This is a genomic window from Pauljensenia sp. C0254C2 (assembly GCF_056583835.1).
Genome location: NZ_JBWPJO010000001.1, coordinates 17,915 through 39,679, shown reverse-complemented (window position 1 = coordinate 39,679; position 21,765 = coordinate 17,915). Strand labels below are relative to the sequence as shown.

Annotated in this window: 17 protein-coding genes; 7 read left to right on the top strand and 10 right to left on the bottom strand. The window is 56.3% G+C overall.

Going from position 1 to position 21,765, the window contains the following annotated elements:
• Positions 1-5: 5 nt before the first annotated feature.
• Positions 6-1,601, bottom strand: a complete 1,596-nt coding sequence (locus tag AC1DA5_RS00165) for a xylulokinase (protein ID WP_257525387.1) — start codon at positions 1,599-1,601, stop codon at positions 6-8.
• Positions 1,598-2,257, bottom strand: a complete 660-nt coding sequence (locus AC1DA5_RS00160) for a TetR/AcrR family transcriptional regulator (RefSeq protein ID WP_058236269.1) — start codon at positions 2,255-2,257, stop codon at positions 1,598-1,600. Before AC1DA5_RS00160 ends, AC1DA5_RS00165 begins: the two co-directional genes overlap by 4 nt.
• 136 nt (positions 2,258-2,393) lie before the next feature.
• On the opposite strand from AC1DA5_RS00160, the gene AC1DA5_RS00155 reads away from it, so the two are divergent.
• The 7 genes from AC1DA5_RS00155 (at position 2,394) to AC1DA5_RS00125 (ending at position 10,766) form a co-directional block, all read left to right on the top strand.
• Positions 2,394-3,845, top strand: a complete 1,452-nt coding sequence (locus AC1DA5_RS00155) for an aspartate aminotransferase family protein (protein WP_070725118.1) — start codon at positions 2,394-2,396, stop codon at positions 3,843-3,845.
• Positions 3,842-5,008, top strand: coding sequence for a class II aldolase/adducin family protein (locus AC1DA5_RS00150; RefSeq protein ID WP_480289018.1), 1,167 nt, complete (start codon positions 3,842-3,844; stop codon positions 5,006-5,008). Before AC1DA5_RS00155 ends, AC1DA5_RS00150 begins: the two co-directional genes overlap by 4 nt.
• A gap of 403 nt (positions 5,009-5,411) precedes the next feature.
• Positions 5,412-6,479: an autoinducer 2 ABC transporter substrate-binding protein gene (locus AC1DA5_RS00145; RefSeq protein ID WP_070725038.1), complete on the top strand. Its 1,068-nt coding sequence runs from the start codon at positions 5,412-5,414 to the stop codon at positions 6,477-6,479.
• 144 nt (positions 6,480-6,623) lie between these two features.
• On the top strand, positions 6,624-8,135 hold the full coding sequence (locus tag AC1DA5_RS00140; protein WP_480289017.1) for a sugar ABC transporter ATP-binding protein: 1,512 nt from the start codon (positions 6,624-6,626) through the stop codon (positions 8,133-8,135).
• Complete coding sequence (locus tag AC1DA5_RS00135) at positions 8,132-9,154, top strand: ABC transporter permease (RefSeq protein ID WP_058236265.1); 1,023 nt, start codon at positions 8,132-8,134, stop codon at positions 9,152-9,154. Before AC1DA5_RS00140 ends, AC1DA5_RS00135 begins: the two co-directional genes overlap by 4 nt.
• Before the next feature lies 1 nt (position 9,155).
• Positions 9,156-10,205 carry an ABC transporter permease gene (locus AC1DA5_RS00130; RefSeq protein ID WP_371935797.1) on the top strand — a complete coding sequence of 350 codons (1,050 nt, stop codon included), beginning with the start codon at positions 9,156-9,158 and terminating at the stop codon, positions 10,203-10,205.
• Between the two features lie 3 nt (positions 10,206-10,208).
• On the top strand, positions 10,209-10,766 hold the full coding sequence (locus tag AC1DA5_RS00125; RefSeq protein ID WP_092648341.1) for an RpiB/LacA/LacB family sugar-phosphate isomerase: 558 nt from the start codon (positions 10,209-10,211) through the stop codon (positions 10,764-10,766).
• A 17-nt stretch (positions 10,767-10,783) separates the two neighbouring features.
• Here the strand turns inward: AC1DA5_RS00125 and AC1DA5_RS00120 are convergent, their stop codons facing one another.
• The 8 genes from AC1DA5_RS00120 to AC1DA5_RS00085 all read right to left on the bottom strand — a co-directional run bounded on the left by AC1DA5_RS00120 (position 10,784) and on the right by AC1DA5_RS00085 (position 21,563).
• The gene (locus AC1DA5_RS00120; RefSeq protein ID WP_480289016.1) at positions 10,784-11,812 is read right to left on the bottom strand and encodes a LacI family DNA-binding transcriptional regulator; all 1,029 of its coding nucleotides are present in this window, start codon (positions 11,810-11,812) and stop codon (positions 10,784-10,786) included.
• A gap of 374 nt (positions 11,813-12,186) precedes the next feature.
• Entirely contained in the window at positions 12,187-13,446 is a 1,260-nt protein-coding gene (gene manA, locus AC1DA5_RS00115; protein ID WP_092648339.1) for a mannose-6-phosphate isomerase, class I, read from the bottom strand.
• A gap of 106 nt (positions 13,447-13,552) precedes the next feature.
• Entirely contained in the window at positions 13,553-15,352 is a 1,800-nt protein-coding gene (cydC, locus tag AC1DA5_RS00110) for a thiol reductant ABC exporter subunit CydC (RefSeq protein ID WP_058236261.1), read from the bottom strand.
• Positions 15,349-17,079 carry an ABC transporter ATP-binding protein/permease gene (locus AC1DA5_RS00105; protein WP_480289015.1) on the bottom strand — a complete coding sequence of 577 codons (1,731 nt, stop codon included), beginning with the start codon at positions 17,077-17,079 and terminating at the stop codon, positions 15,349-15,351. Before AC1DA5_RS00105 ends, cydC begins: the two co-directional genes overlap by 4 nt.
• 36 nt (positions 17,080-17,115) lie before the next feature.
• Complete coding sequence (locus AC1DA5_RS00100; RefSeq protein ID WP_480289014.1) at positions 17,116-17,958, bottom strand: heme ABC transporter ATP-binding protein; 843 nt, start codon at positions 17,956-17,958, stop codon at positions 17,116-17,118.
• The gene (locus AC1DA5_RS00095; protein WP_227469049.1) at positions 17,955-18,998 is read right to left on the bottom strand and encodes a FecCD family ABC transporter permease; all 1,044 of its coding nucleotides are present in this window, start codon (positions 18,996-18,998) and stop codon (positions 17,955-17,957) included. Before AC1DA5_RS00095 ends, AC1DA5_RS00100 begins: the two co-directional genes overlap by 4 nt.
• Positions 18,995-20,353: a heme/hemin ABC transporter substrate-binding protein gene (locus AC1DA5_RS00090; RefSeq protein ID WP_480289013.1), complete on the bottom strand. Its 1,359-nt coding sequence runs from the start codon at positions 20,351-20,353 to the stop codon at positions 18,995-18,997. Before AC1DA5_RS00090 ends, AC1DA5_RS00095 begins: the two co-directional genes overlap by 4 nt.
• Before the next feature lie 64 nt (positions 20,354-20,417).
• Positions 20,418-21,563: a branched-chain amino acid aminotransferase gene (locus AC1DA5_RS00085; RefSeq protein ID WP_058236258.1), complete on the bottom strand. Its 1,146-nt coding sequence runs from the start codon at positions 21,561-21,563 to the stop codon at positions 20,418-20,420.
• Between the last annotated feature and the right edge of the window lie 202 nt (positions 21,564-21,765).

The window sequence follows — 21,765 nt, the reverse complement described above, 5'->3', positions numbered from 1 at the left end:
CATCATCACCCACGATTCAGAAGCGAAAAGATTTTTTTATTGGCTGGGTAGATCTTGCGGTACGCGTCGTACTGGCGTGCATAGGTCTGAGCCAGTTCGCGGCGCGGCTCGAAGCGAGCGTGCACTGTCACCAAGCGCCGCGCACTTTCCACGGTCGGAGTGATTCCCGCACCGACCGCGACAAGCAGCGCAGCCCCGACAGCGCCGGCATCCTGCGGATTCTCCGTCACTTCAACCGGACGGCCCACAATGTCAGCAAGAATCTGCGCAGTCACATCAGACAACGCTCCGCCACCGACAAAGCGCACAACCGATGAAGTCATGACCTTTTTTTCCTGAGTTTCGATGAACCAGCGCATGTGGTAACACACGCCTTCGACGACGGCACGCATCAGCTCCGTCTTGCCGGTATTCAATGAAATATTCATGAACATTGCGCGGGCGTTCGGATCCTCAAACGGACACCGGTTGCCATGCAGCCACGGAGTGAACAGCACTCCCCCCGCACCGGGTTCACTGCGGGAAATGACTTCCGACATGTAGTCATACAGGCTGCGGAAACGGGCCTCCATCCCCTCGCATACACTGTGCTTATCCAGGTAGACGTTAATTTCGTCGAGGGCCAGATGGTCCTTCACCCACTCCAGGCACTTACCTGCCGTCTCCAGCTCAGCAAAGTAGTGGTAGCGCGAGGGGTCCGCACCGACAACGGTTGCAATCATGGCACTCAAATCCACCGCGCGTTTATCCGTGACGGTACCGACCCACCCTGACGTGCCCATATACACGTGAGTATCGTGCAGCTCGGTCGCACCGGCTCCTACACCGATGAGCGAAGCATCGCCGCCACCGGCATACACCGGTGTCTCTTCAGGCAAACCGAGTTCGTCGGCAGCCTCGGCAAGGAGCGGACCGACCACATCGGTGCTGGCCACAATCTCGGGCATATGGGCGGGATTGACGTGAAGAGCCCGCATCACTTCGGGACTGAACCGTCCCTTCCGAGCGCGCACGTCATATAGAAGCGTGGCGAAAGCCGAATCGTGACTCATGACGAACTTGCCGGTCATCCGTGCAATGATCGCTTCCTTAGCGTCCAGCCACTTATAGGCACGCGCGAACGCTTCGGGCTTGTTGCGGCGCACCCAGTGGTATTTCCACACAGGATCTTTCACGGAAGCCGGTGCCGCACCCGTATGGTACAAGGCTTTGGCCAATATCCCCGCGTTCACACCTGAAATGCGCGGCGCCTTCCCACCGATCAGTCGCATCTCAACGCTGGCACGCTGATCCATGTAACTCATCGCCGGGCAGACCGGGCGCCCTCGTCGGTCAACCATGACGAGGCACTGCATCTGCGCGCAAAAACTGATGCCGGTCAGTGTTGCGCACTGCTCAGGATGGTCGCGGGCAATCTGTCGGGTGGTCTGAACGATTGCCTGCCACCATTCGTCAGGATCCTGCTCAGCTCCCCCATCAGGCAGAACATGCAGTGAGTACGATGCCGAAACTGAGTCGATGATACGAATTCGGTCATCAATCTCGAACAGGCATGTCTTGACTCCCGACGTCCCAACATCGTATGCCAGCACGGTTATCACTTGTGGTTTCCTCCTTCAGGCACTTGCAAGGCGGAAATGAGGAATTCACGTGCGCCCGAGGCAAGCTCGGCATCACTCATCCCGGGGACATACAGCAACGCGCGCTGAATGTGATAGTCACTGGCTCGGGCATACTGCAACGACATCATGATGTTGTCAATGAAGAACGCCAGCGTGCTCGAATCGATATCGGTGCGAATCTCACCTGTTTCCTGCCCTTCGGCAATGAGTTCGCGGTACATCCTGAACGTTTCGCCTTCAAGCTGATCCACGCTTTCTGCCACGATCTCAGCGCTTCCGGTGGCTGTCAGTTCGCAGTACAGGCGTACCAGGTCACGATGCGTCGACGCCGAGGTTACCGCCAGTTCTGCGAGGGCACCGATGCGAGTCAGTGCGGAGTCTCCCTCGTCTGTGATTGCGAGCAGGGCGGTGCGCAATTCGTCCTGGGCGCGTCCGACGACATACATGAAAATGTCGCGTTTGGTGTCAAAGTAGCGGAACAGCGCTCCCACGGAGATGCCTGCACGCTCGGCAATAGTGTTCGTGTTGGCCGTGGCGTAGCCGTGTGCGGCGAATTCGGCAATGGCTGCTCGCTCAATCCGTTCGCGTTTTTCCGGTGCAAGCGCCTGGAACCGCTTCATTGCGGCGTTAACCATGACTCCTCCATGAGTGCTGTAACAGCTCACCTTTGCCAAGAGATTACCACGCGGAAAGCTGCGTGATATGATTTTGGACGAAAACATGAGTGCGTACTCACTGCACGTAGAAACCGGCGAGGAGGCCGCTGTGGATATGAATCGACCTGGAATTGACCAGGTGATACATGAGCTCGACTCATTGATCGCACAACCTATCTATTCCATTAAACCGTCGGCACTGGCCGCTTACGAGCGCGATTACTTTGATGCGAAGTGCCAGAAATCCAAGGAGATGATCGGGGAAGCCCAGCAGTACATCCCCGGCGGCGTTCAGCACAATCTGGCGTTCAACTATCCGTTCCCGCTGGTGTTCACGAGCGCAAAGGACGCAACACTGACTGACCTGGACGGCAACACGTATTACGACTTCCTGCAGGCAGGCGGACCAACGGTGCTGGGGTCGAATCCAGAGTCCGTGCGTGAAAAAGTCATTGACCTGCTCAACACGTGCGGCCCATCCACCGGCCTGTTCCATGAATACGAATACCGGCTGGCTAAACTGATTTCCGAGTTGTTCGACAGCGTCGATATGTTCCGCATGTTCAACTCCGGATCCGAGGCATGTGCGGCTGCGTCACGTATCGCACGCCTGGCTACGAAGAACAAATTCATCATGAAGATGGGTGGCGGCTACCACGGTTGGAGCGATCAACTGGCATACGGTATTCGCGTGCCTGGCTCGAAGTGGACACAGGCCAAAGGCATCCCGCTGGCTTCGATGAAGTACACGCAGGAATATTTTCCCGGTGATCTCAAGGATGTCGAGCGCACCCTGATGGCCAACAAGCTGCGCGGCGGAACCGCTGCCATTTTCGTTGAGCCGGTCGGCCCTGAAAGCGGTACGCGCCCCGTGTCGATGGACTTCCTGCACGGCCTGCGCCGCCTGGCAACCAAGTTCGGCGCACTGTTGATTTTTGACGAGGTTGTCACCGCCTTCCGCCTGTCCGAACACGGCGCGCAAGGTCTGATGGGGATCCGCCCGGATCTGACTGTGTTTGGCAAGGTCGTCGCAGGCGGCTACCCCGGAGCCGGCGGTGTCGGTGGTCCCACCAAGTACATGCGCTACCTGTCGGCTGGTATCCAAAGTGGCGACAAGGTCAAGAAGGCGCTCGTTGGCGGTACTCTCGCGGCCACACCGCTGAGCGCCCTGGCCGGCTACTACACCGTCAAGGAGATCGCTGAAACTGGTGCCTGCGAGAAGGCGACGCGGGCTGGCAACCGCTTGACCGATGGTCTGCGTGCCCTCATCAAAAAACATCGTCTGCCGTTCGTCGCCTTCAACCAGGGGTCGATCTGTCACCTGGAGACAGTGGGGACGATGCACTTCTCGATCAACTGGACGAAACCGTGGACGATCCCTCACGTCCTGAAGGAGACATCGGCTCGGAAGAAGGAGATGGAGCATATGGGCGCCGCCTACATGGCTGAAGGCATCGTCACGTTAGCCGGCTCGCGCCTGTACACCTCGGCTGCGTACTCCGATGAGATGATCGACGACGCGCTCACCCGTTTCGACCGTGTCTTTGACCAGGTCACGAAGCTATGAGCGCGCCGGATTTCGGACCGGGCCACGTGGTGCCCGAGCAGGTTCCCCTGACCGCGAGTCCACGCGAGGACGTCATTGCTTTGTCTCACGACCTGCTCGATCATGGCCTGGTAGTGCGCACCTGGGGCAATGTCAGTGCTCGCGTTCGCGGTAATGCGTTCGTCATCACGCCCTCGGGCCGTTCATATTCCACCATGCAGCCCGAGGACCTGAGCGAAGTGGATGACGACGGTCAGGCTAGCGGCCCGTTCAAGCCGTCCTCGGAATACCCGATGCACGCCTTGTGCTACCGACTGCGAGCGGATGCTGCGATGGTGATTCACACGCATCAGCCCTACGCGTCGTCCTTGTCCGTCAGCCCCGAGAGCTTCAAGTTGTCCGATGAGCATGCTCGTCTGCTGGGTCAGGGTATCCTGCCGATCGCCAGCTACGGCCTGCCGGGTACGCACACACTCCACCACGGTGTTGAACAGGTTCTGTTTGATCACCCCGATGTGAATGTCGTGTTGATGCGTGCTCACGGCGCGCTGGTGTGCGGCACCAGTAAGTCCGACGCTCTGGCCCGCGCGACCCGCCTGGAGCAGGTGTGTCGTGAGATTTACGAGGGCCTCGTGCCCCAATCTCTGACCGAAGCGGAGCTCGCGCCCGATGCTGACGGCGTGGTCATGTCGCGCCGTACCTGCACCCCACCGGATTCGGCAGGGCAGATCGAGTATTTCACGCGCGATCTTGAGGGCCAGTTCGTGCCCTGCTCCCCGTCAACTCTGACTGTCAGGCTGCATGAACAGTGCTATGCGAAACGTGAGGATGTGACCGCGATCCGCGTGTGCACGGATTCGCAGGTCAGCACGTTCTTCGGACGTACGTTGACACCGCAGCTGGACGATTTTGCCCAGATCGTCGGCCTGCGCGCTGACAACAGGCTCGGCTCGAATGTCGTCCTCTTGTCGCGTGCCGCATTGTGTCTGGGAATTGACGAGGGCGACGCTGCCGCCATCGAATACGTGTTGGAAAAGAATGCGCGTGCTGCTCGAATCGCTGAGATCACTGGCGAGGCGGGGTTGTCAACGTTTGATTCCCTCTTGATGAACGTGGTGTACCGGCTGAAGTACTCCAAGCGGGCCAGTCTCCCAAGTACTGCTCATCGCTCTCATACTCAGTAAAATTCATTACCCACTCACCCAACTCCATGTTGGCTACTAACAGCCAGACGCTAAATCGTCTTCGACATTTGCGGCCGCTTATTTCAGATCACTGTTGGGAATCAGTGAAAAACAGAGATAGCCAGCAAACAAACCGAAATTCCACGCTAACATCCTCTTGCACATCTTGAGCTAAACGCGCGATCCGCAAGCGGCTTTAATTGTCCATCCGAATAATTGCGAGACTATTACGATCACCCCATCTTTAGTGGAACAGATCTCACTCTCGCCGCAAGCGAGTACAATCAGTCATGCTTGCGCAAGAAGTCATTACACGAGGCCATAAGGGAGTGGCCGCCGAGATTTTCAACGCAAGCCTCACCCTTTCAAATATTCATTACGACGAAGTAGATTGAGGTTGATCATGAGAAGGTCTACGCGGTGGATTAATGCAATCGTTGCCATTGCGAGTATGAGTTTCCTCGTAACCGCATGCAGCGGCGGAGGAACAGCCAACCAGGCTGAGTCCTCAGCTTCGAGCGGTTCAGACAATGCAACAAAGTCCGACAAGGACTACTCCATTGCAATCGTCCCCAAGGACGCAACGAATCCGTGGTTTGTGCGAATGGAACAAGGCGTCAAGAAGTATGCCGAAGATACAGGACTCAATGTCTATCAGAAAGGCCCTGCAGAAACTGATGCGACCATGCAGGCTCAGGTTATTCAAGACCTTATCGCTCAAGGTGTAGACGCAATTGGTGTGGTTCCCGTCGACCCAGGCGCAATCGAGCCGGTTCTCAAGGAAGCAATGGATGCAGGAATTGTCGTTGTGACCCACGAGGGCGCATCACAAGAAAACACAATGTACGACATCGAGGCATTCGACAACGACGCATATGGCGCATTCATTATGGATAACTTGGCCAAGGCAATGGGCGAAGAAGGATTGTACACCACCATGGTTGGCCATGTGACAAACGCATCTCACAACGAATGGGCGGATGGCGGAGTCAAGCATGCCCAAGAAGCCTACCCAAAGATGAAATTGCTTGAAGCCGAGCCACGAGTCGAATCAACCGACAATGCAGAAGGAGCATATCAGGCGGCAAAAGAGCTACTGAAGAAATACCCAGACCTCAAAGGCATTATGGGAACATCCTCTTTCGACGCACCCGGAGTTGCGCGCGCGATTGATGAGCTTGGACTAAAAGGCAAGGTATTTACCTCTGGTACTGGAATGCCCGCCACAAACAAAGACATCCTTGACAGAGATCTTGTCTCAGCTTTGACACTTTGGGATCCCGCAGATGCTGGATACGCAATGGCCTCCCTTGCCACCAAGATTCTGAACGGAGAAGAAATCAAGGACGGCGTCGATCTTGGGGTACCCGGCTACGAAGAAATGCACTTCGCAGCGGGGTCAGACAAAGTTCTCCAAGGAAAGTCTTGGGTGACCATCACGAAAGATAACGTCGACGACTTCGGCTTCTAATCCGCGAACTCAACGAGCAAATCGTGGCAGGCGGAATCGACTGCTTCTTATTCAGCCGATTCCGCCCTGTCCGGAACCCAATCTGACTAGCAGTCCTATAAGACGCGAAAAAGTGTTGTTCACACTACATCTAGGGGGCAAGTAATGGATGAATATCCAATAGTTGCACTACACAAATTATGCAAATCCTTTGAGGGCGTACAGGCCCTTAAAAATATCGACTTTTCTATATACCCTGGTGAAATACACTGCCTTGCCGGAGAAAATGGTTCAGGAAAGTCAACTCTGATCAAAGTCATTTCAGGCGTTCACTCCCCCGACAGTGGTACTATCGAATTTGGCACCGAAAAAGTCCGTAAGATTTCTCCGCGCGAAGCAATCGCGCACGGAATACAAGTCATTTACCAAGACTTCTCGATATTTCCAAACTTAACAGTTGCTGAAAATTTAGCCCTAAACGCTCAAATTGCATCTGGTAAGAAAATCGTGAAACCTCGTGAGATCCGCCAGGTTGCAAGAGAAGCTCTCGAGAGAATTGGAATTACACTCGACATAGACGCTCGAGTATCAGAACTATCAGTAGCAGACAAACAACTGATAGCGATCGCCAGAGCTCTTGTGTCTGACGCCAAGCTCATCATCATGGATGAGGCTACTACTGCGCTCACACGAAACGAAGTCAAGACACTATTCAAGCTTATTCTCGATTTGAAGCACCGGGGAATAGCGATTCTGTTTGTCTCCCACAAGCTAGAAGAGGTTTTCGAAATCGCAGAGAAGTTCACGATTCTTCGAAGCGGTGAGAAAATAATCACCTGCCAAAGCAAAGAACTTGACAGACGGTCTTTTTCAAAGTACATGACTGGCCGTGACTTTGATGAACAGAAGTTTCACTCGGACAACGTCAGCGAAAAGATTTCACTCAAAGTATCCAATTTATCTAGTCAAGGCAGCTTTCGCGACATATCTTTTGACCTACACCAGGGAGAGATTCTCGGCGTAGCGGGCTTACTTGGATCAGGTCGAACCGAGCTTGCAAGAGCATTGTTTGGTCTCGACCCAGTAACAGGTGGATCTCTTGAAGTATCAGGGAAGAACCTGAAAATCAAGTCGGTAAGCGACGCAGTCGAAGCCGGAATTGCATACGTTCCAGAAGACCGACTTTCTGAAGGGCTCTTTCTCACACGTTCAATTGGAGAGAACATCGTTGTCAGCGTCCTTGAGAAGTTCTCGACTCACTTCGGTTTCCTTAACAAGACAAAAATGGCACGAGAAGAAAAAGAGTGGGTTAAGGAACTTTCTATTGCGACCCCTGACCCGAGCTTCGCAGTTAATACTCTTTCAGGCGGAAACCAACAAAAAGTAGTGCTAGCCAAGTGGCTCGCTATCCACCCTGAGATTCTAATTTTAAACGGACCCACCGTGGGCGTCGACATTGGATCGAAGTACACCATCCACGCCTTCATCAAGCGTTTAGCAGATTCTGGAATTTCAATTCTGATGATTTCTGACGATTTGCCAGAGCTCTTGGAAACATGTAACAGAATTCTTGTCATGAAAAAGGGGCGTATCGTCGCGTCCTGTGACACACATTCCACAACTCAGATCGAATTAAATTCTATGATTTCTGACGAGATTTCGGAGATCGAATCATGACAACGAAACTATTCAACAAACTTAAACGCTCTAACGAGTTTTATGTTTTTCTAGTATTATGCGTGATTGCGGTGATTATTCAGGCTCGAAGTGGTCAGTTCTTCACGCTAAATAACATCGTAGACCTCATTAATGCCGCAATCGTTCCTTGCCTTTTTGGAGTCGGTGCACACCTAGTGCTCATCTCAGGTGGCATTGACGTTTCTTTTCCGGCTTTAGCGTCTCTTGCAGTATACGCAAGCACTCGCCTTCTGGTGGATCACTCATTCAATGGCGGCATTGCAATTCCTTTTCTACTTGCCATTGTCTTTGGGGCTCTACTCGGAGCTTTCAACGGAGTGTTTTGCTCACGATTGACTGTTCCAGTGCTTATTGTCACCTTAGGAACGGCAAACGTCTTTTCGGGCTTCATGCAGGGCGCTCTCAATTCTGTGCAAATTCCTAATATTCCGTCATCAATGAAGGAATTTGGAAGTGAACCACTATTTATTGTGGAAAATAAGAGTAGCGGTCTTACTTCCGCAATGCCTAAGAGCATCTTGATTTTAATTGCTGTGCTTTTTGTAGCATTTGTGATTACCCGATACACAACATTTGGCCGCTCTCTCTACGCTATCGGAGGAGATGAGGCCGCTGCCGTGCGAGCAGGTGTCACTGTCCGGCGCGTCAAGTTTGTCTTATACATATTGGTCGGCGTGATTGCGGCATTGGCTGGTATGGCTCGTACGTGCGGTATGGGCCAGATGCATCCAACGAACTTGCTTGGAATGGAAATGATGGTTATTGCTGCGGTCGTGTTGGGCGGCACGTCAATTACCGGCGGCACGGGTTCACTGACGGGGGTTGTTCTGGGAACGTCTCTCATCGTTGTCGTACAAAACTCAATGATTCTTACCGGTATTCCTACCTTCTGGCAGCGCTTTGCTCTTGGACTGCTCATCGTAATTGGTACCGGTGTTTCCGCTGTCCAGGTGATGAGAGAACATCGTCGGAAAGCAAGCATAGTGGAGGGAGAGTGAGATGTTGAAGCAGGTTGAAATGAAGTCTCCAAGCATACTCACCAAGGTTCAGGACTTCTTCAAGAAGGATCCGTACATCGCCCGGCTTTTTGTAGTCTTCCTCGCCGTGAGTCTTTTCTTCGCGATTATTAGAACCGACTCGTTTCTGAGCCTTCGCACGTGGACATCCATGGCAGTCCAATTTCCTGAATATGGTCTAATGGCTCTGGGCGTACTAGCTACAATGTTGACAGCAGGAATCGATTTGTCTGTTGTTGGAATCGCCAACGTGACAGCGATCAGCACCGCTTTGATCCTGCGTTCGGTCATGCCAACTTCGGATTCTGGCGGCAGCGCCACACTATCGATTCTCCTAGCATTTGGTTGTGCACTTGTAATTGGAACGCTGTGTGGACTTCTAAACGGCATTCTCGTCGCTTACGTAAGAATTCCTGCAATTCTTGCAACTCTTGGGACCTTGGAACTGTTCAGCGGCATCGGGATCATCCTCACCGCAGGAAAGCCAATCTCCGGGCTGCCTAAGGCGTTTGGCCAAGTCTTTTCTTTCAAGTTATTCGGTGTTATTCCTGTTTCCTTGTTGATATTCGTGGTATGTGCACTCATTATGGGCTTTTTGTTGGGATTAACCGGATTCGGCAAGAAAATACTAATGATCGGGACAAATGAGACTGCTGCCGTATTCTCGGCGCTAGAGGTGAAGAGTCTGCTTCTGAGAACCTATGTCATATCGGGACTGATGGCAGCAGTCGCCGGCATCGTGATGCTGGCCAATTACAACTCAGCCAAGGCTGACTATGGAGCCACCTACACACTATTGACCGTGCTCATAGTCGTGCTGGGGGGTGTCGATCCGAATGGCGGGAAAGGCCGTTTACTAGGCGTAATTGTTGCGATCGGCATCCTGCAGATGCTCTCATCAGGTCTGAACATGTTCTCAGGTATTTCCAACTTCTACAGACCGCTCATCTGGGGAGCTGTTTTGCTTGCCGTCATTTCTCTGAACAGTACAAAGCTTCGCAAGATACGTAAACCAATGAAGAAAGAAGAATAGACCATGTCCGCTGAAAAACAAGTCGTAGTCGGAGCCGATTTCGCAGGATTCCCGCTCAAAAGCGCTGTTGCAGATCACTTGCGCGAGCGCGGCTGGGAAGTCGTCGACATCACTCCTAGTGACGAAAATCTTCCTATGTATCACAGAGTAGGGTTCCGCCTTGGTGCAGAACTGGCCGAAGGAAACTTTGCCAAAGCCCTAGCCTTTTGCGGAACGGGGATGGGCATCCATATCGCAGCATCAAAAGTACCGCATGTCCACGCCGCGGTTGCCGAAAGCGTTCCAGCTGCCTTGAGAGCGGCTGCAGCTAACAATGCAAACTTGCTTGCAATGGGCGCTTTTTACATCGGTGCCCCACTGGGTATGGCGATGGCCGACGCCTTCCTTGAAGCTGAGCTGGGATCCGGCTACGAAAACTGGCCTGGATTTTACGAATATCACCACATAGGGTATCTCGAGTGCGAGAACTTCGACTATGAAGCCTATAAAGCGAACAACTTCGAAGTTGTCGATCCGATGGAAGCTACGTTGGGAGACCAGCCGATAGGTCTAGCCTACTAGCTCACATTTTCTTGGCATCAATCCTGATACGAAGCTTCTAGCAGCGTTGATTCACGTCTTATCAGCCGTCCAGGCAATCGATAGTGACTCACACTGCTAGAAGCTTCCAGGAGCATCGATACGACCGTGCGCGCCATCTGCTCAACAGGCTGGCGAACCGTTGTTAAGGACGGTCTAAATAACTCAGCAAAAGGCGTATCATCAAAACCAGTGACAAGGACGTCCTCGGGAACGCCAATTCCCTGATCCTTCAATTGTTTTATCGCGCCTACTGACAGCAGATCGCTGAAACAAACCAACGCATCTGGAAACAAATTCGATGCAAGCAAAGTCTCAACAGCTTCCGCTCCGCCACTAATTGAATGTTCTCCCTCAACAATAAGTTTCCTAGGCAGACAAACGTCATAAAAGCGACAGGCTTCTTCAGTCTCTTTCAGCCTCAGCATTGATGTAAGCTCAGTTTCCTTGCTGGTGACAACGCCGATCGTCTTAGCACCTGAGTCTTTGAGGTGCTTGATGACAGAGAACATAGATTGGCGTTCATCAATACCAACACCCGAAAACTTCGTGCATGTCGTGGGACGATCTAGCTGAATCAGAGGGATACCGGATGTGAAATCAGCAATTGATGGAGCAGACTTTACTTCATGACAAGGAACGATCAGTACACCGTCAACTGATCCAGACTCAAAAGCTCTTAATAGGCGCGCCTCTGTATCCAAGTTTCGACGGGAATCCGACAGATATAGGTAGTAGTTATTCTCGTATAAGACGTGTTCAACTTCCTCAACTAACCTTGTGAAAAATGGATTTGAGATGGATGGAACAATCATTCCAATCACCGAAGTCTTTGATAGGCGTAACGATCTAGCAATCGGATTCGTCTGGTATCCAAGCTCTTTCGCAGCTTTTTTCACTCGCTGCTGCGTGGCTGTCGAGATTAATGAAGCCTTAGCGCTCAGCGCGCGTGACGCAGTGGACTGCGAAACACCAGCTCGGCGCGCGACATCTGCCAAAACGGGGCGGCGCCGACCTTTCTGATCCATGTCACCAGTATAACGAGGAGGTCGTTGCTCATTCTGTTCTTCACTACATCTAATAGCTAATAAACACCACGAAAGTAAGTAAACGACAATTATTCGAATTCCTGTGCTACAGCTACCCCTAGCGCAACAACAAAACCTCCCGCTCTTGATTTTCCGATTTACTGGCGACCAAAATCTACGACTTATACACCACACTTTGGCTTTGTTCGCTTCGCTTCCAATTAAGAGCCTTCAGAAACCCGTTTACTTGGAGCGCAGAAAATTGTAGATATGGCTGTGCCCGGCAGCTGAAATACTCACCAAAATGCGAAATTGACAACTAACGTTGCCTACATCGAGCGGCCGTCTCCCCCTCTACTTTCTTCGGAAGATGTTTACGGCGTGGCGCACTGGATGAGCTGGCCGTGTCCGCTGGCGTAAATGTCCTTCTCGCATGCACCGACGAAGACGCTTTGACCACACGTCATGGTCACGTGAGCAGCTGAGTGGGCGCGCGGAGCAGTGGTCATGACATCAACGCTGCCGTCCAAGCACATCAAGATGCGCGGTCCCTCCCCTGGGATCAGAACTGGACCTGGCGCAGTGGCCTGTACGGGCTCGCCTGCAACGTCGCGCGTGCCGGGCGTTGTGCCGGGAAGAGTGGTGACAGAAAGGGAGAATTCCTGGGCCGGTGCCAGGAATGTGTCGGTCGTTTCACTGGGGTGCTCGGCGGCAACGCGAATGGGCGGCAACGCAGAAAACTCGGCAATTTCCACCAGTTGAGCGCTATCGACATACTTGCGGGTCAGGCCCGCGCGCACCACATTGTCAGAGGACGCCATGACCTCTATCCCCAATCCCGACTGGTAGGAGTGGATCTGGCGAGGTGGAATATAGACGGCCTCACCGGGACGCAACGACACTGGATTCATCAGGAATGCGACGATGATACCGGGGTCACCCACGTACTTGGCGGCCAACCGCGTGACCATCTCATCGGTGCGTCGGGACGGAGACGTGCCGCGCTCCAGGCGCTGCGCGCATGATGCGGCAAATTCTGACACTCCCTCGGCCGTCGCCGGAGAGTCCTCATCAAAAAGCCAGCCGATCAGCATCTTGAGCCCAGATCGCACGGTAGCGAGTCTGAGACGCTTGCGCAGAGAATCGGCAACCATGCCTTCCAGACCATCCAGCAACCGGCGCGCCTTACGTGGGACTCGAAAGCCCACAAGCGCCTCAAAGTCGGTGAGAGCATAAATCATTTCCGGCTTGTGGTTCATGTCGCGGTAGGTGCGATCTGCGGCTGTGCGCTCAATGCCTAGAACATCTTCGCGAATATACCCTTCGCGTGCGAGTTCCTTCGTTGGGTGCACCTGCAGTGACAGGGCTTCTGCCGGCGCGATGAGTTTCATCAGGAAAGGCAGACGCGGTCCGAATGAGTACAGCAACCCGTCGCCCAGCATGGCAGTGGGATCCTGATCGATGAGGTCGCGAAGGATTATGTCGCTCTCATTCAGCGACGTCGGACCGTCGATATGATCACCGAACCACACTTCTGACACAGGCGACTCAGAGCGTTCCGAGCCCAGGAAATTCGGGATCGCGTCGGTTGACCCCCACGCGTCGTTTTTCTTCCAGCCTGTAAGACGCTCCATAAAACGTGGCTCCTCGCATGTGCGCATCGCTGTGCGCACCACAATCCTGGTCGCGCATGCCGCACGACCCGCTCTCGACGATTCAGTCGTGTACTTCTAACCGATCTTAATCACTTTCCCGCACTGTGGCCGACTCGCCCTCGCGTTCGCGTTGCAGAAGGCGGGCAAATGGCCCGTCCTGAACTGCAAGCTCATCGTATGTGCCGATCTGCGCCACATGCCCATCGTCGACCACGATGATTCGGTCGGCGCCGCGAATTGTGGAGATCCGGTGAGCAATGATGATCAGTGTGCGCCCAGCTGTTGCTTCGCGAATGCCATCGAGCACCACGGCTTCGGTAGCGCTGTCGAGTTGTGAGGTCGCCTCGTCAAGGATAGTAATCGGTGCGCCAGCCAGAAGTGCGCGGGCGAGGGCGACGCGTTGACGCTGACCACCAGAAATGCGCTGGCCCATCTCTCCGATCCGGGTGTTCATACCATCCGGTTCGCTGGCCAGCCACTGATCCAAGCCCACCTGGCGGCACACACGCTGCAGATCCTCATCACTGGCATCGGGACAGGCGAGCAGCAGGTTCTCACGCACACTCATATTGAACACATACGGGGTCTGCGGGGCGAACACGACAATGGAACGTAGATGGTGGCGCGTCACGGTGCGCACATCCGCCCCACCAATGCTGACTACGCCCTGATCGGGGTCCCACATGCGGTCAATGAGCCGTGCGATCGTTGACTTCCCAGATCCGCTCGACCCGACGATTGCGGTGACTCTTCCGGCCGGAATCGACACCGTGACATTGTGGAGAACCTGCGGGGATGGTCCTGCTGCGCTCGGGCGCGGCGGGTAGGCAAATGAGACACCATCCAGTGCGATCATGTCTTTTCCGCTCACGTCACCGTCTCGCACCTGGCTGCTGTCAGGTTCTCGCACCAACGGGGCACGCTCGGTGATAGCGAAGATGCGGCGCGCCGATGCGAAGGCCTGGTCCAGATCAGCCATGAAGTCTTCGACTGCCAGTGCCGGAGCAAAGGATGCCAAGGTGACGCCCAGCGCCATGCACATCTGAGCCATGCTCACTGCGCCCGCCCTCGCCAATGACGCGAGGACAGCCAGTTGGACGATCAAGGCGAGCGCGACGAGAGTCTGATTCAACCCGCGTCGCAGCGCCACCACCGACGTTGTGCGCCGCTGAGCCTCATCGATCGTATCTTCGAGCTGTCGCATCGTGCGGTGCCGCTCGGCCTCGTTCGCGAAGGTCAGGATCTCGCGCACGCCCTGGACGGTGTCCGTGACGTGCTGGGACAGGTCGCCTCGGGTCGCTCGAATGGTGCGTGCAGCGTCACTGGTGGTACGCACCCCCAGCTGCGGGACGACTATGCTGACGGCCACCAGGAACGGAGCGAGCGCCAAGACTGCCCACCATGAAACCGCACATCCCAGATAGGCCAGGACGATCACGGGGCAGATAATGGCGCTCAAGCCGGGAGCGAGGGTGTGCGCAAAGAACACTTCGATCCGGTCAATGTCCTTGGTGACTCGTGAAAGAAGGTCGCCTGAGTCTTCGCTTTCGGTGCGCGCAGGAGCTTGCGGTTCGAGGCGATCGTAAAAGTAGCCTCGAAGCAATGCGAGGGAGCGGAATGCGACCCAGTGCCCGCTGAATTGCTCGAGGTAGCGCATCAGCGCTTTGCTCAGCGACAGGACAACGAGCACCACTGCCACGGTCAGCAGCGGCATCGTGGAGATATCGGAGGCAATCTTGCCAATCACCCACCCTGCTGTTGCGTACTGCGCCACGTGCAGCACCATTCCGATCACGCGCGCCGTGATCGAGATGCCCAACGGTGCCATGACAGGGCGTGCCACGTTGATCAGTCTGGCAGAGGTCTTCCAGCGTGATTCGTTCATCGGGATGCCGCCTTCCCGTCGGTCAGCTGTCCGTCGCACATCGTGATGCGTCGTCCTGACTGGTCGATCGTGTTGCGTCTGTGCGAAATGGTCAGCGTTGTGCGCCCCTGGGTGAGGTGGGCGAGCGCCTGCAGGATCTCGTGCTCACTGTTCAGGTCCACGTGAGCGGTCGGCTCATCCAAGATCAGGATCGGAGCATCCTTGAGCAGTGCGCGCGCAATCGCGACGCGTTGCGCTTCCCCACCCGATAGGGCCAGGCCACGCTCTCCCACTTCCGTGTCCAGGCCGTAGGGCAGGCGCTCCAGTGTCTGCGTGAGGCGGGCCGCGTCGAGTGCGCGGCGGAGGTCCTGGTCGGTGGCGTGTGGGTTTGCGATCAGCAGGTTGTCGCGCAGCGTGCCGGTAAACAGGTAGGTTTCCTGCTCGACGGTGGTGATGTGGCGTCGAATCCACTGCAGTGTCACGTCGGTCAGGTCGTGTCCGTTGATGCGAATCGATCCGCTGTCGGGCCGACGGTTGGCGCATATGAGGGTGGCGAGTGTGGTTTTTCCTGCTCCTGATGGCCCGGTCAGTACGACATGCTGACCGGCTCCGATGTGCAGTGAAGCATCCGTGAGGACGTTGACACCTTTCTGGTAGGCGAAGTTTACGCGGTCGATGTCGATGGTGGCGCCGCTCGTGCCGCCCGTGCTTCCGGAAATTTCTTCGCTATCCGAACCGCGAGTCACGTCACCCGCACCTCGCCGCACCGCATCACCCGCACCTCGCTGCGCCACGCCGTGCGCATCCGGGTCGATCGCATCTGCCGCGTCGCTGACCGCCACAGGCTCACTGGTCAGGCGCTTGATCTCGCGTTGTGAGGCCATTCCGCCCATGCCGACATAGAAGAACTGACCGACCCGATCCAACGGATCTAACATGATGGTGGACAGCAGGACCAGCGCTATAGCCTGGCCCACGCTGATTGCTCCGCTGCCAGCCCGCCACGTTCCCAGCAAGGCTGCTCCCGTGATGATCCCCAACGAAAAGACGGCGTCCATTACGAACAGGACCAGCTGATTTGCTGCCAGGTATCGCATGACCCTGCGGCGCACTTTCTCTGATTGGTCAGCCAGGTGGCGGCCCATTGCCGCGCCGGCATTCATCAGTGTCAGCGCTGACAGGCCTTGAATAGCATCGAGTTCAGCTGCTGCGAGCGAACGCGCTGCCGAACGGTAACGAGACGAGACGGGTTTGAATGCGGCTCGAAATGCGCCGATGGCAAGCGGCACGATCGGGATGGCCAGTGCCAAAATCAGCGCCGCCACCCAGTCGATGGCAATCGCGATGACGACGACGATCAGAATCGGCGTCGCAAGAGAAGCAATCATCGGACCGATAAACGTGCCGCGATAGTTAGCCACGCGTTCCACGCCGTCGGTTGCTGAGTTGACGATTCGGCCTGTGCGCTCGCGTGAGCGTTCAGCCGGACCGCGCGCGAAGACATGATCCACGATGCGGTGACGGTATTCCTTTTCAATAGCGCCGACGCTGTGCCCCGCAAGACGCGATGCCGCCCACGCGCTCACGCCGGTGACGACAGCGCAAATAGCCGCAACGGCCCACAGCCCCCAGCTCAGCGGCCTTGACTCGATGACAGCATCGATGACGTACCCGCTGCAGATGTACACGCCCGCGAGCGCAAGCGCCGACATCCACGACACCGCAATAACTACGTGTTTTCTGTTCATCTCTTCTACTACCTCTCCTCACAACTGAGGTATGCCTTATTCAGCATAGTGTCGTCGTGGCGTGATCACCGGAGTGTGCGTGTGAGGGTGGTCAAATACGTCGATGGGGTGCTGGTACACGCGTGTCAGACGCTCAGACGTGAGTACGTCAGCGGGCGGCCCTGAGCAGTCCACTGTGCCGTCGTGCAGCAGGATCACTCGGTCCGCATATGCGGCTGCAGCATCCAATGCATGCAGCACAATGACAACACCGCAGCCCGTCTGCGCATAGTCGCGTGCCAGCCTGAGGACGAGTTCCTGATGTCGGATGTCCATCGCCGCCGTTGGCTCGTCGAGCAGCATGAGAGGACTGGCCTGCGCCATAATGCGGGCAAATGCTGCTCTGGCTCGTTCACCACCTGACAGTGAAGGGTAGGTGCGCTCGCGCAGCGCCTCGATATCAACTTTCCTCAGAACCGCGCTAACTGTTGCCTCGTCCTCGTTTTCCTTGGAGGTGCCGGCCCACGATGCCCGCCCCATGCGCACAACGTCCACGACAGTAAAGGGGAACGCGATGTCGATACGTTGCAGGAGCACTGAGCGTCGCTGTGCCAGTTCCACCGCGTTCCATTCCCTGATGGGGCGTTGCGCGACGCGAATTGTCCCTGACTGTGGAGCGCGATCTCCGCTCAGCACAGACAGCAGGGTTGATTTTCCCGCTCCGTTGGGACCGACGAGGGCGACCACCTCGCCGGGGAATACGCGCACACTGACGTGATCGAGGATGGTGTGCTCATCGATTGTCACCGTGACGTCCTGCGCGTCGATGAGCGGTGTGTGGGGATCTGGCTGATCGGGCAGGTCAGAGTCGCGTGAAAGCAGGGATCGCCAGGTTCTCATGCCCAGCCTCCTGATCGCGAACGTGAGCGCCTGAGCAGGTAGAAAAAGAAGGGCCCTCCGACCAGTGACGTGAGCATGCCGATCGGCAGGTCGGCGTAGGCGATGAGTGTGCGGGCACAAAAGTCCGCGCTGACCATCAGGAGTGCGCCGCCCAGCGCGCTTGCGGGCAGCAGGAGCCCATGAGAGGGGCCGATAAGCATGCGGATGAAGTGCGGCACGACCAGCCCGACGAAGGCGATGATGCCGTTGAATGCGACGGCGCACGAAACCAGCAGTGCTACCAGTGTCATCGCGATCATGCGCAGACGCTCGACGTTGACACCGACATGCCGGGCCGCCCGCTCCCCCAGTGAAAGAATGTCGAGCTGACGAGACAAAGCGAATGCGATGAGCGTGCCGATCACGCACAGGGGTGCGACGAGGGTGACTTGCTGCCAGCACGCACCGGCGATGGACCCCATCTGCCAGAACACGATCTGTTCACGGGCGGATGTGGGCGCGCGAAAAACGATGAATGAGATGATCGCTCCGGCGACCGCGTTGACGGCGACGCCCATCAAAATCAACGTCACGACTTCGGTGCGTCCTTCGTGTCGAGACATGACATAGACGATGAATGTGGTGATCAGCCCGCCGACGAATGCCAGCGTCGGTGTGGTGAGAGGCCCCAGGAATGTCCATCCGGCGATGACCGACAGTGCGGCACCAACCGCTGCTCCAGAGGAGACACCCACTGTTCCAGGCTCGGCCAACGGGTTGCCAAATATGCCCTGCATCAACGCGCCAGCGACCGCCAGCGAGATTCCCACCAGGATGCTCATCGCGATGCGAGGAAAGCGCACGTTCCACAGGGCTTCATCACCGAATGGGTGGGTGGGTGCAGGAAACCACGGCAAGCCGATTTTATGAGTAACGGATCCGAGGACTTGGTCGAAGGGAATGACGAGTTGGCCGAGCGCCGCAGACACGAGCACCGTGATGACCAGTAGAGCGGTCATCACGGTGAAGACGATGAGGGTGCGGGGTCGGGCAGTTGTCACTGACGCGCACCGCTTTGTCCGCCGTGACCGCGCCCTGTTCCAGCGCCGCCGTGTTGCCCTGTGCGCGCCGCCATCTCATCGAGGCGTTTTTGAACAATGGCTGGCTTATGGTCAGGAAGGTACGCGCGCTCCGGATCATACAGTGCCTGCCCTAACGCCACGATCACATCAGCCGTTCGCGGCCCCCACGTCATGACCTCGTAGTCAGACATGTCGATGATGCGGCGATTCTGCCCGGCAGGTGTCTGTGCAATGCCGGGCAATTCCAACATCGCATCTAGCCCGCCAACCGACGCAATGGACAGTGTCATCGTCACGATCACGTCTGGAGCCGCCTGCACCAGCGCTTCAGCATTGGTAGGTTGGGATCCTTCGAACCCCACTTCCGTTGCCACGTCGGTCGCTCCCAATGCTTCAATCAGCGCGTCGGCTCCTGAATTCTGGCCGAACCAGTCGTAGATTTTGGGACCGCGCATATACAGGAATGCGGCGCGTGGCCGTGCCGACGAATCAGTAGGAGCAATGGAAGCAACTGCTTGGCGTGCGTTCGCAATTTCCTGGTCGGTGCGCGTAGCCAGCTGAGCACCCAGCTCGTGGACACCCAGAGCATCGGCCACCGCTTTGATTTGAGTACCGACAGCGTCAAGGCCGCCCTCGTGCACGTCAGGTATGAACACGACGGGGATGCCCGTGTCGCGTAGCTGCTCGTGGACCTGTCGCGGTCCGATATTGTCGTCGGTAATGATGACCGAGGGGTGCAGCGCCAGGATGGATTCGGCGTTGAGTTCGTGCCCGTTTCGCGTGACTTGTGGCAGATTGTCGAGGCCGGGGATCGCCGTGGCCGTGTCCCTGCCGACCAGCTGGCATCCAAATCCGAGCGCGTACACGATGGACGCGAGTCCGCCGTTATTGTTCAGGGCAAGAATGCGCGTGGTGTCCGTAACCGTCTGGCGCGCACCGTCATCACTGGTCACGGTGGCAGGCAATGTCTGTGAGCTGGTTGGATCGTCGGAAATTGGGATGATCTGGTCGCTTCGCGTGTACGCGGTTGTTGGCCCCTTGAGCTGTAGCGGGTCGGGCAGATTGGCCTGAACTGATTCCGACAAGTCAAAGTCGCGGGCTTGGGTGGAGGCTGGCGGCATGTCGCATGCGCTGGCATCGGATTCGGGTACTGTCGCAATGTTGGCGCACCCGGTGACCGTCATGACGAGGGCACACGTGAGTGTGCTCAGGCATGCAGCTGGTGTCCACGAAGCCGCTTTCACTGTTGAAACTCCATCTGTCGCAGTCGGTTTGGCCAGTTGGTAAACCTCGTGCTTATATGACGCTGTTTCACATAAAAACGGCTTACCCACGTAAGAGTACGATGTTCCTACGTGGTCGGCAAATTAACACCGCCGATGGACTATCACACCTGTTTCAGCAGATCCTGTACGTCCAGTTGAACGGGTCGTCTGCACGTCCCATCTGAATGTCGGTGAGCTGGTGGTAGATCTTTTCCGTCACCGGGCCAACAGGGATCGTCACGTCGAAATCATCATTGGCCAGGCGGCCGATGGGTGTGACGACAGCGGCAGTTCCACATGCGAAGACCTCGCTGACGGCGCCCGACTGAATGCCGCTGACCAGGTCGTCCAGGGCGATCGGCTTTTCTTCAACATCCACGCCCTGTGAGCGCAGGAGCTGGCAGATCGCGGAGCGCGTGCCGCCTTCCAGAATGACGCCAGTCAGTTCAGGTGTGCACACTCGTCCGTCGCTCATCACGACGAACATGTTCATGCCGCCGAGTTCTTCCAGGTAGCGTTCCTCGTAGCTGTCGAGGAAGCAGACTTGTGAAAAGCCCTTTTCTCCTGCGAGTTGCTGCGGGAGCAGTGAAGCAGCGTAGTTGCCGCCCGCCTTGGCGCTTCCTGTTCCGCCCGGGCCTGCGCGGTGGAAACCTCGGGAGACCCAAATCGACACTGGTTGGAATCCGCCCACGAAATACGGGCCCGAGGGGGATCCAATCACGTAGTAGTCAATGCGCGAAGCCGAGTGGACGCCTAAGAACGCCTCAGATGCGAACATGAAGGGTCTCAAATACAGGCTGGACCCTTCCACGTCAGGCACCCATTTTTCGTCGGCGCGAACATAGTCTACGAGCGAGCCCACGAAGTCTTCGCGGTCCATCTGTGGAAGTGCAAGACGGTGAGCGGAATGGTTGATGCGCGCAGCGTTGTATCCGGGGCGGAATGTCCACACGGAGCCGTCCTCATGGCGGTACGCCTTGAGTCCTTCGAAGACGGACTGGCTGTAGTGGAACACGGCAGCAGCCGGCGACACGGTCAGATCCCGGAATGGAATGATTTCGCGGTCATGCCATCCCTGCTGCGGTGTCCACGCCATGTGTGCCATGTGGTCAGTGAAGCGGTGACCGAAGGTGAGGTCCTTCATGATGCCGTCGTAAGTTGCCTGATCAGCGGGCGACGTGTTCTTTTCGAGCGGGAAGCGCCCAGCAATACGGTCGGCGTCCGGAAGCGGCTGGCTACCTGCTTGTTCCAATTGCGTGGGCTGATGCTCAATAGTCATCGTTACTCCTCATCGTCACTGACTTTCGCATTCGCTACCTGCAGCCTATCCCTCTGCACCGCAGAACAATATGACAGTCCATATGTCGACCTGTTTCGCACGAGCGGACGTCTCGGGCGCGCAATGCGCAGCTGCGCATGGTCGAGCCACTGCACGTGGTCGGCGTGAACGCGCGCACTCTGGCTGCGCGAGGGCTACGCTC

Excerpts from the sequence above, each read along its gene's own strand:
- AC1DA5_RS00105 (WP_480289015.1), bottom strand. The coding sequence starts at position 17,079 with ATGAACAGAAAACACGTAGTTATTGCGGTGTCGTGGATGTCGGCGCTT.
- AC1DA5_RS00140 (WP_480289017.1), top strand. The coding sequence starts at position 6,624 with ATGGATGAATATCCAATAGTTGCACTACACAAATTATGCAAATCCTTT.
- AC1DA5_RS00125 (WP_092648341.1), top strand. The coding sequence starts at position 10,209 with ATGTCCGCTGAAAAACAAGTCGTAGTCGGAGCCGATTTCGCAGGATTC.
- AC1DA5_RS00130 (WP_371935797.1), top strand. The coding sequence starts at position 9,156 with ATGTTGAAGCAGGTTGAAATGAAGTCTCCAAGCATACTCACCAAGGTT.
- cydC (WP_058236261.1), bottom strand. The coding sequence starts at position 15,352 with ATGAACGAATCACGCTGGAAGACCTCTGCCAGACTGATCAACGTGGCA.
- AC1DA5_RS00085 (WP_058236258.1), bottom strand. The coding sequence starts at position 21,563 with ATGACTATTGAGCATCAGCCCACGCAATTGGAACAAGCAGGTAGCCAG.
- AC1DA5_RS00145 (WP_070725038.1), top strand. The coding sequence starts at position 5,412 with ATGAGAAGGTCTACGCGGTGGATTAATGCAATCGTTGCCATTGCGAGT.
- AC1DA5_RS00155 (WP_070725118.1), top strand. The coding sequence starts at position 2,394 with ATGAATCGACCTGGAATTGACCAGGTGATACATGAGCTCGACTCATTG.
- AC1DA5_RS00150 (WP_480289018.1), top strand. The coding sequence starts at position 3,842 with ATGAGCGCGCCGGATTTCGGACCGGGCCACGTGGTGCCCGAGCAGGTT.
- AC1DA5_RS00160 (WP_058236269.1), bottom strand. The coding sequence starts at position 2,257 with ATGGTTAACGCCGCAATGAAGCGGTTCCAGGCGCTTGCACCGGAAAAA.
- AC1DA5_RS00120 (WP_480289016.1), bottom strand. The coding sequence starts at position 11,812 with ATGGATCAGAAAGGTCGGCGCCGCCCCGTTTTGGCAGATGTCGCGCGC.
- AC1DA5_RS00100 (WP_480289014.1), bottom strand. The coding sequence starts at position 17,958 with ATGAGAACCTGGCGATCCCTGCTTTCACGCGACTCTGACCTGCCCGAT.
- AC1DA5_RS00135 (WP_058236265.1), top strand. The coding sequence starts at position 8,132 with ATGACAACGAAACTATTCAACAAACTTAAACGCTCTAACGAGTTTTAT.
- manA (WP_092648339.1), bottom strand. The coding sequence starts at position 13,446 with ATGGAGCGTCTTACAGGCTGGAAGAAAAACGACGCGTGGGGGTCAACC.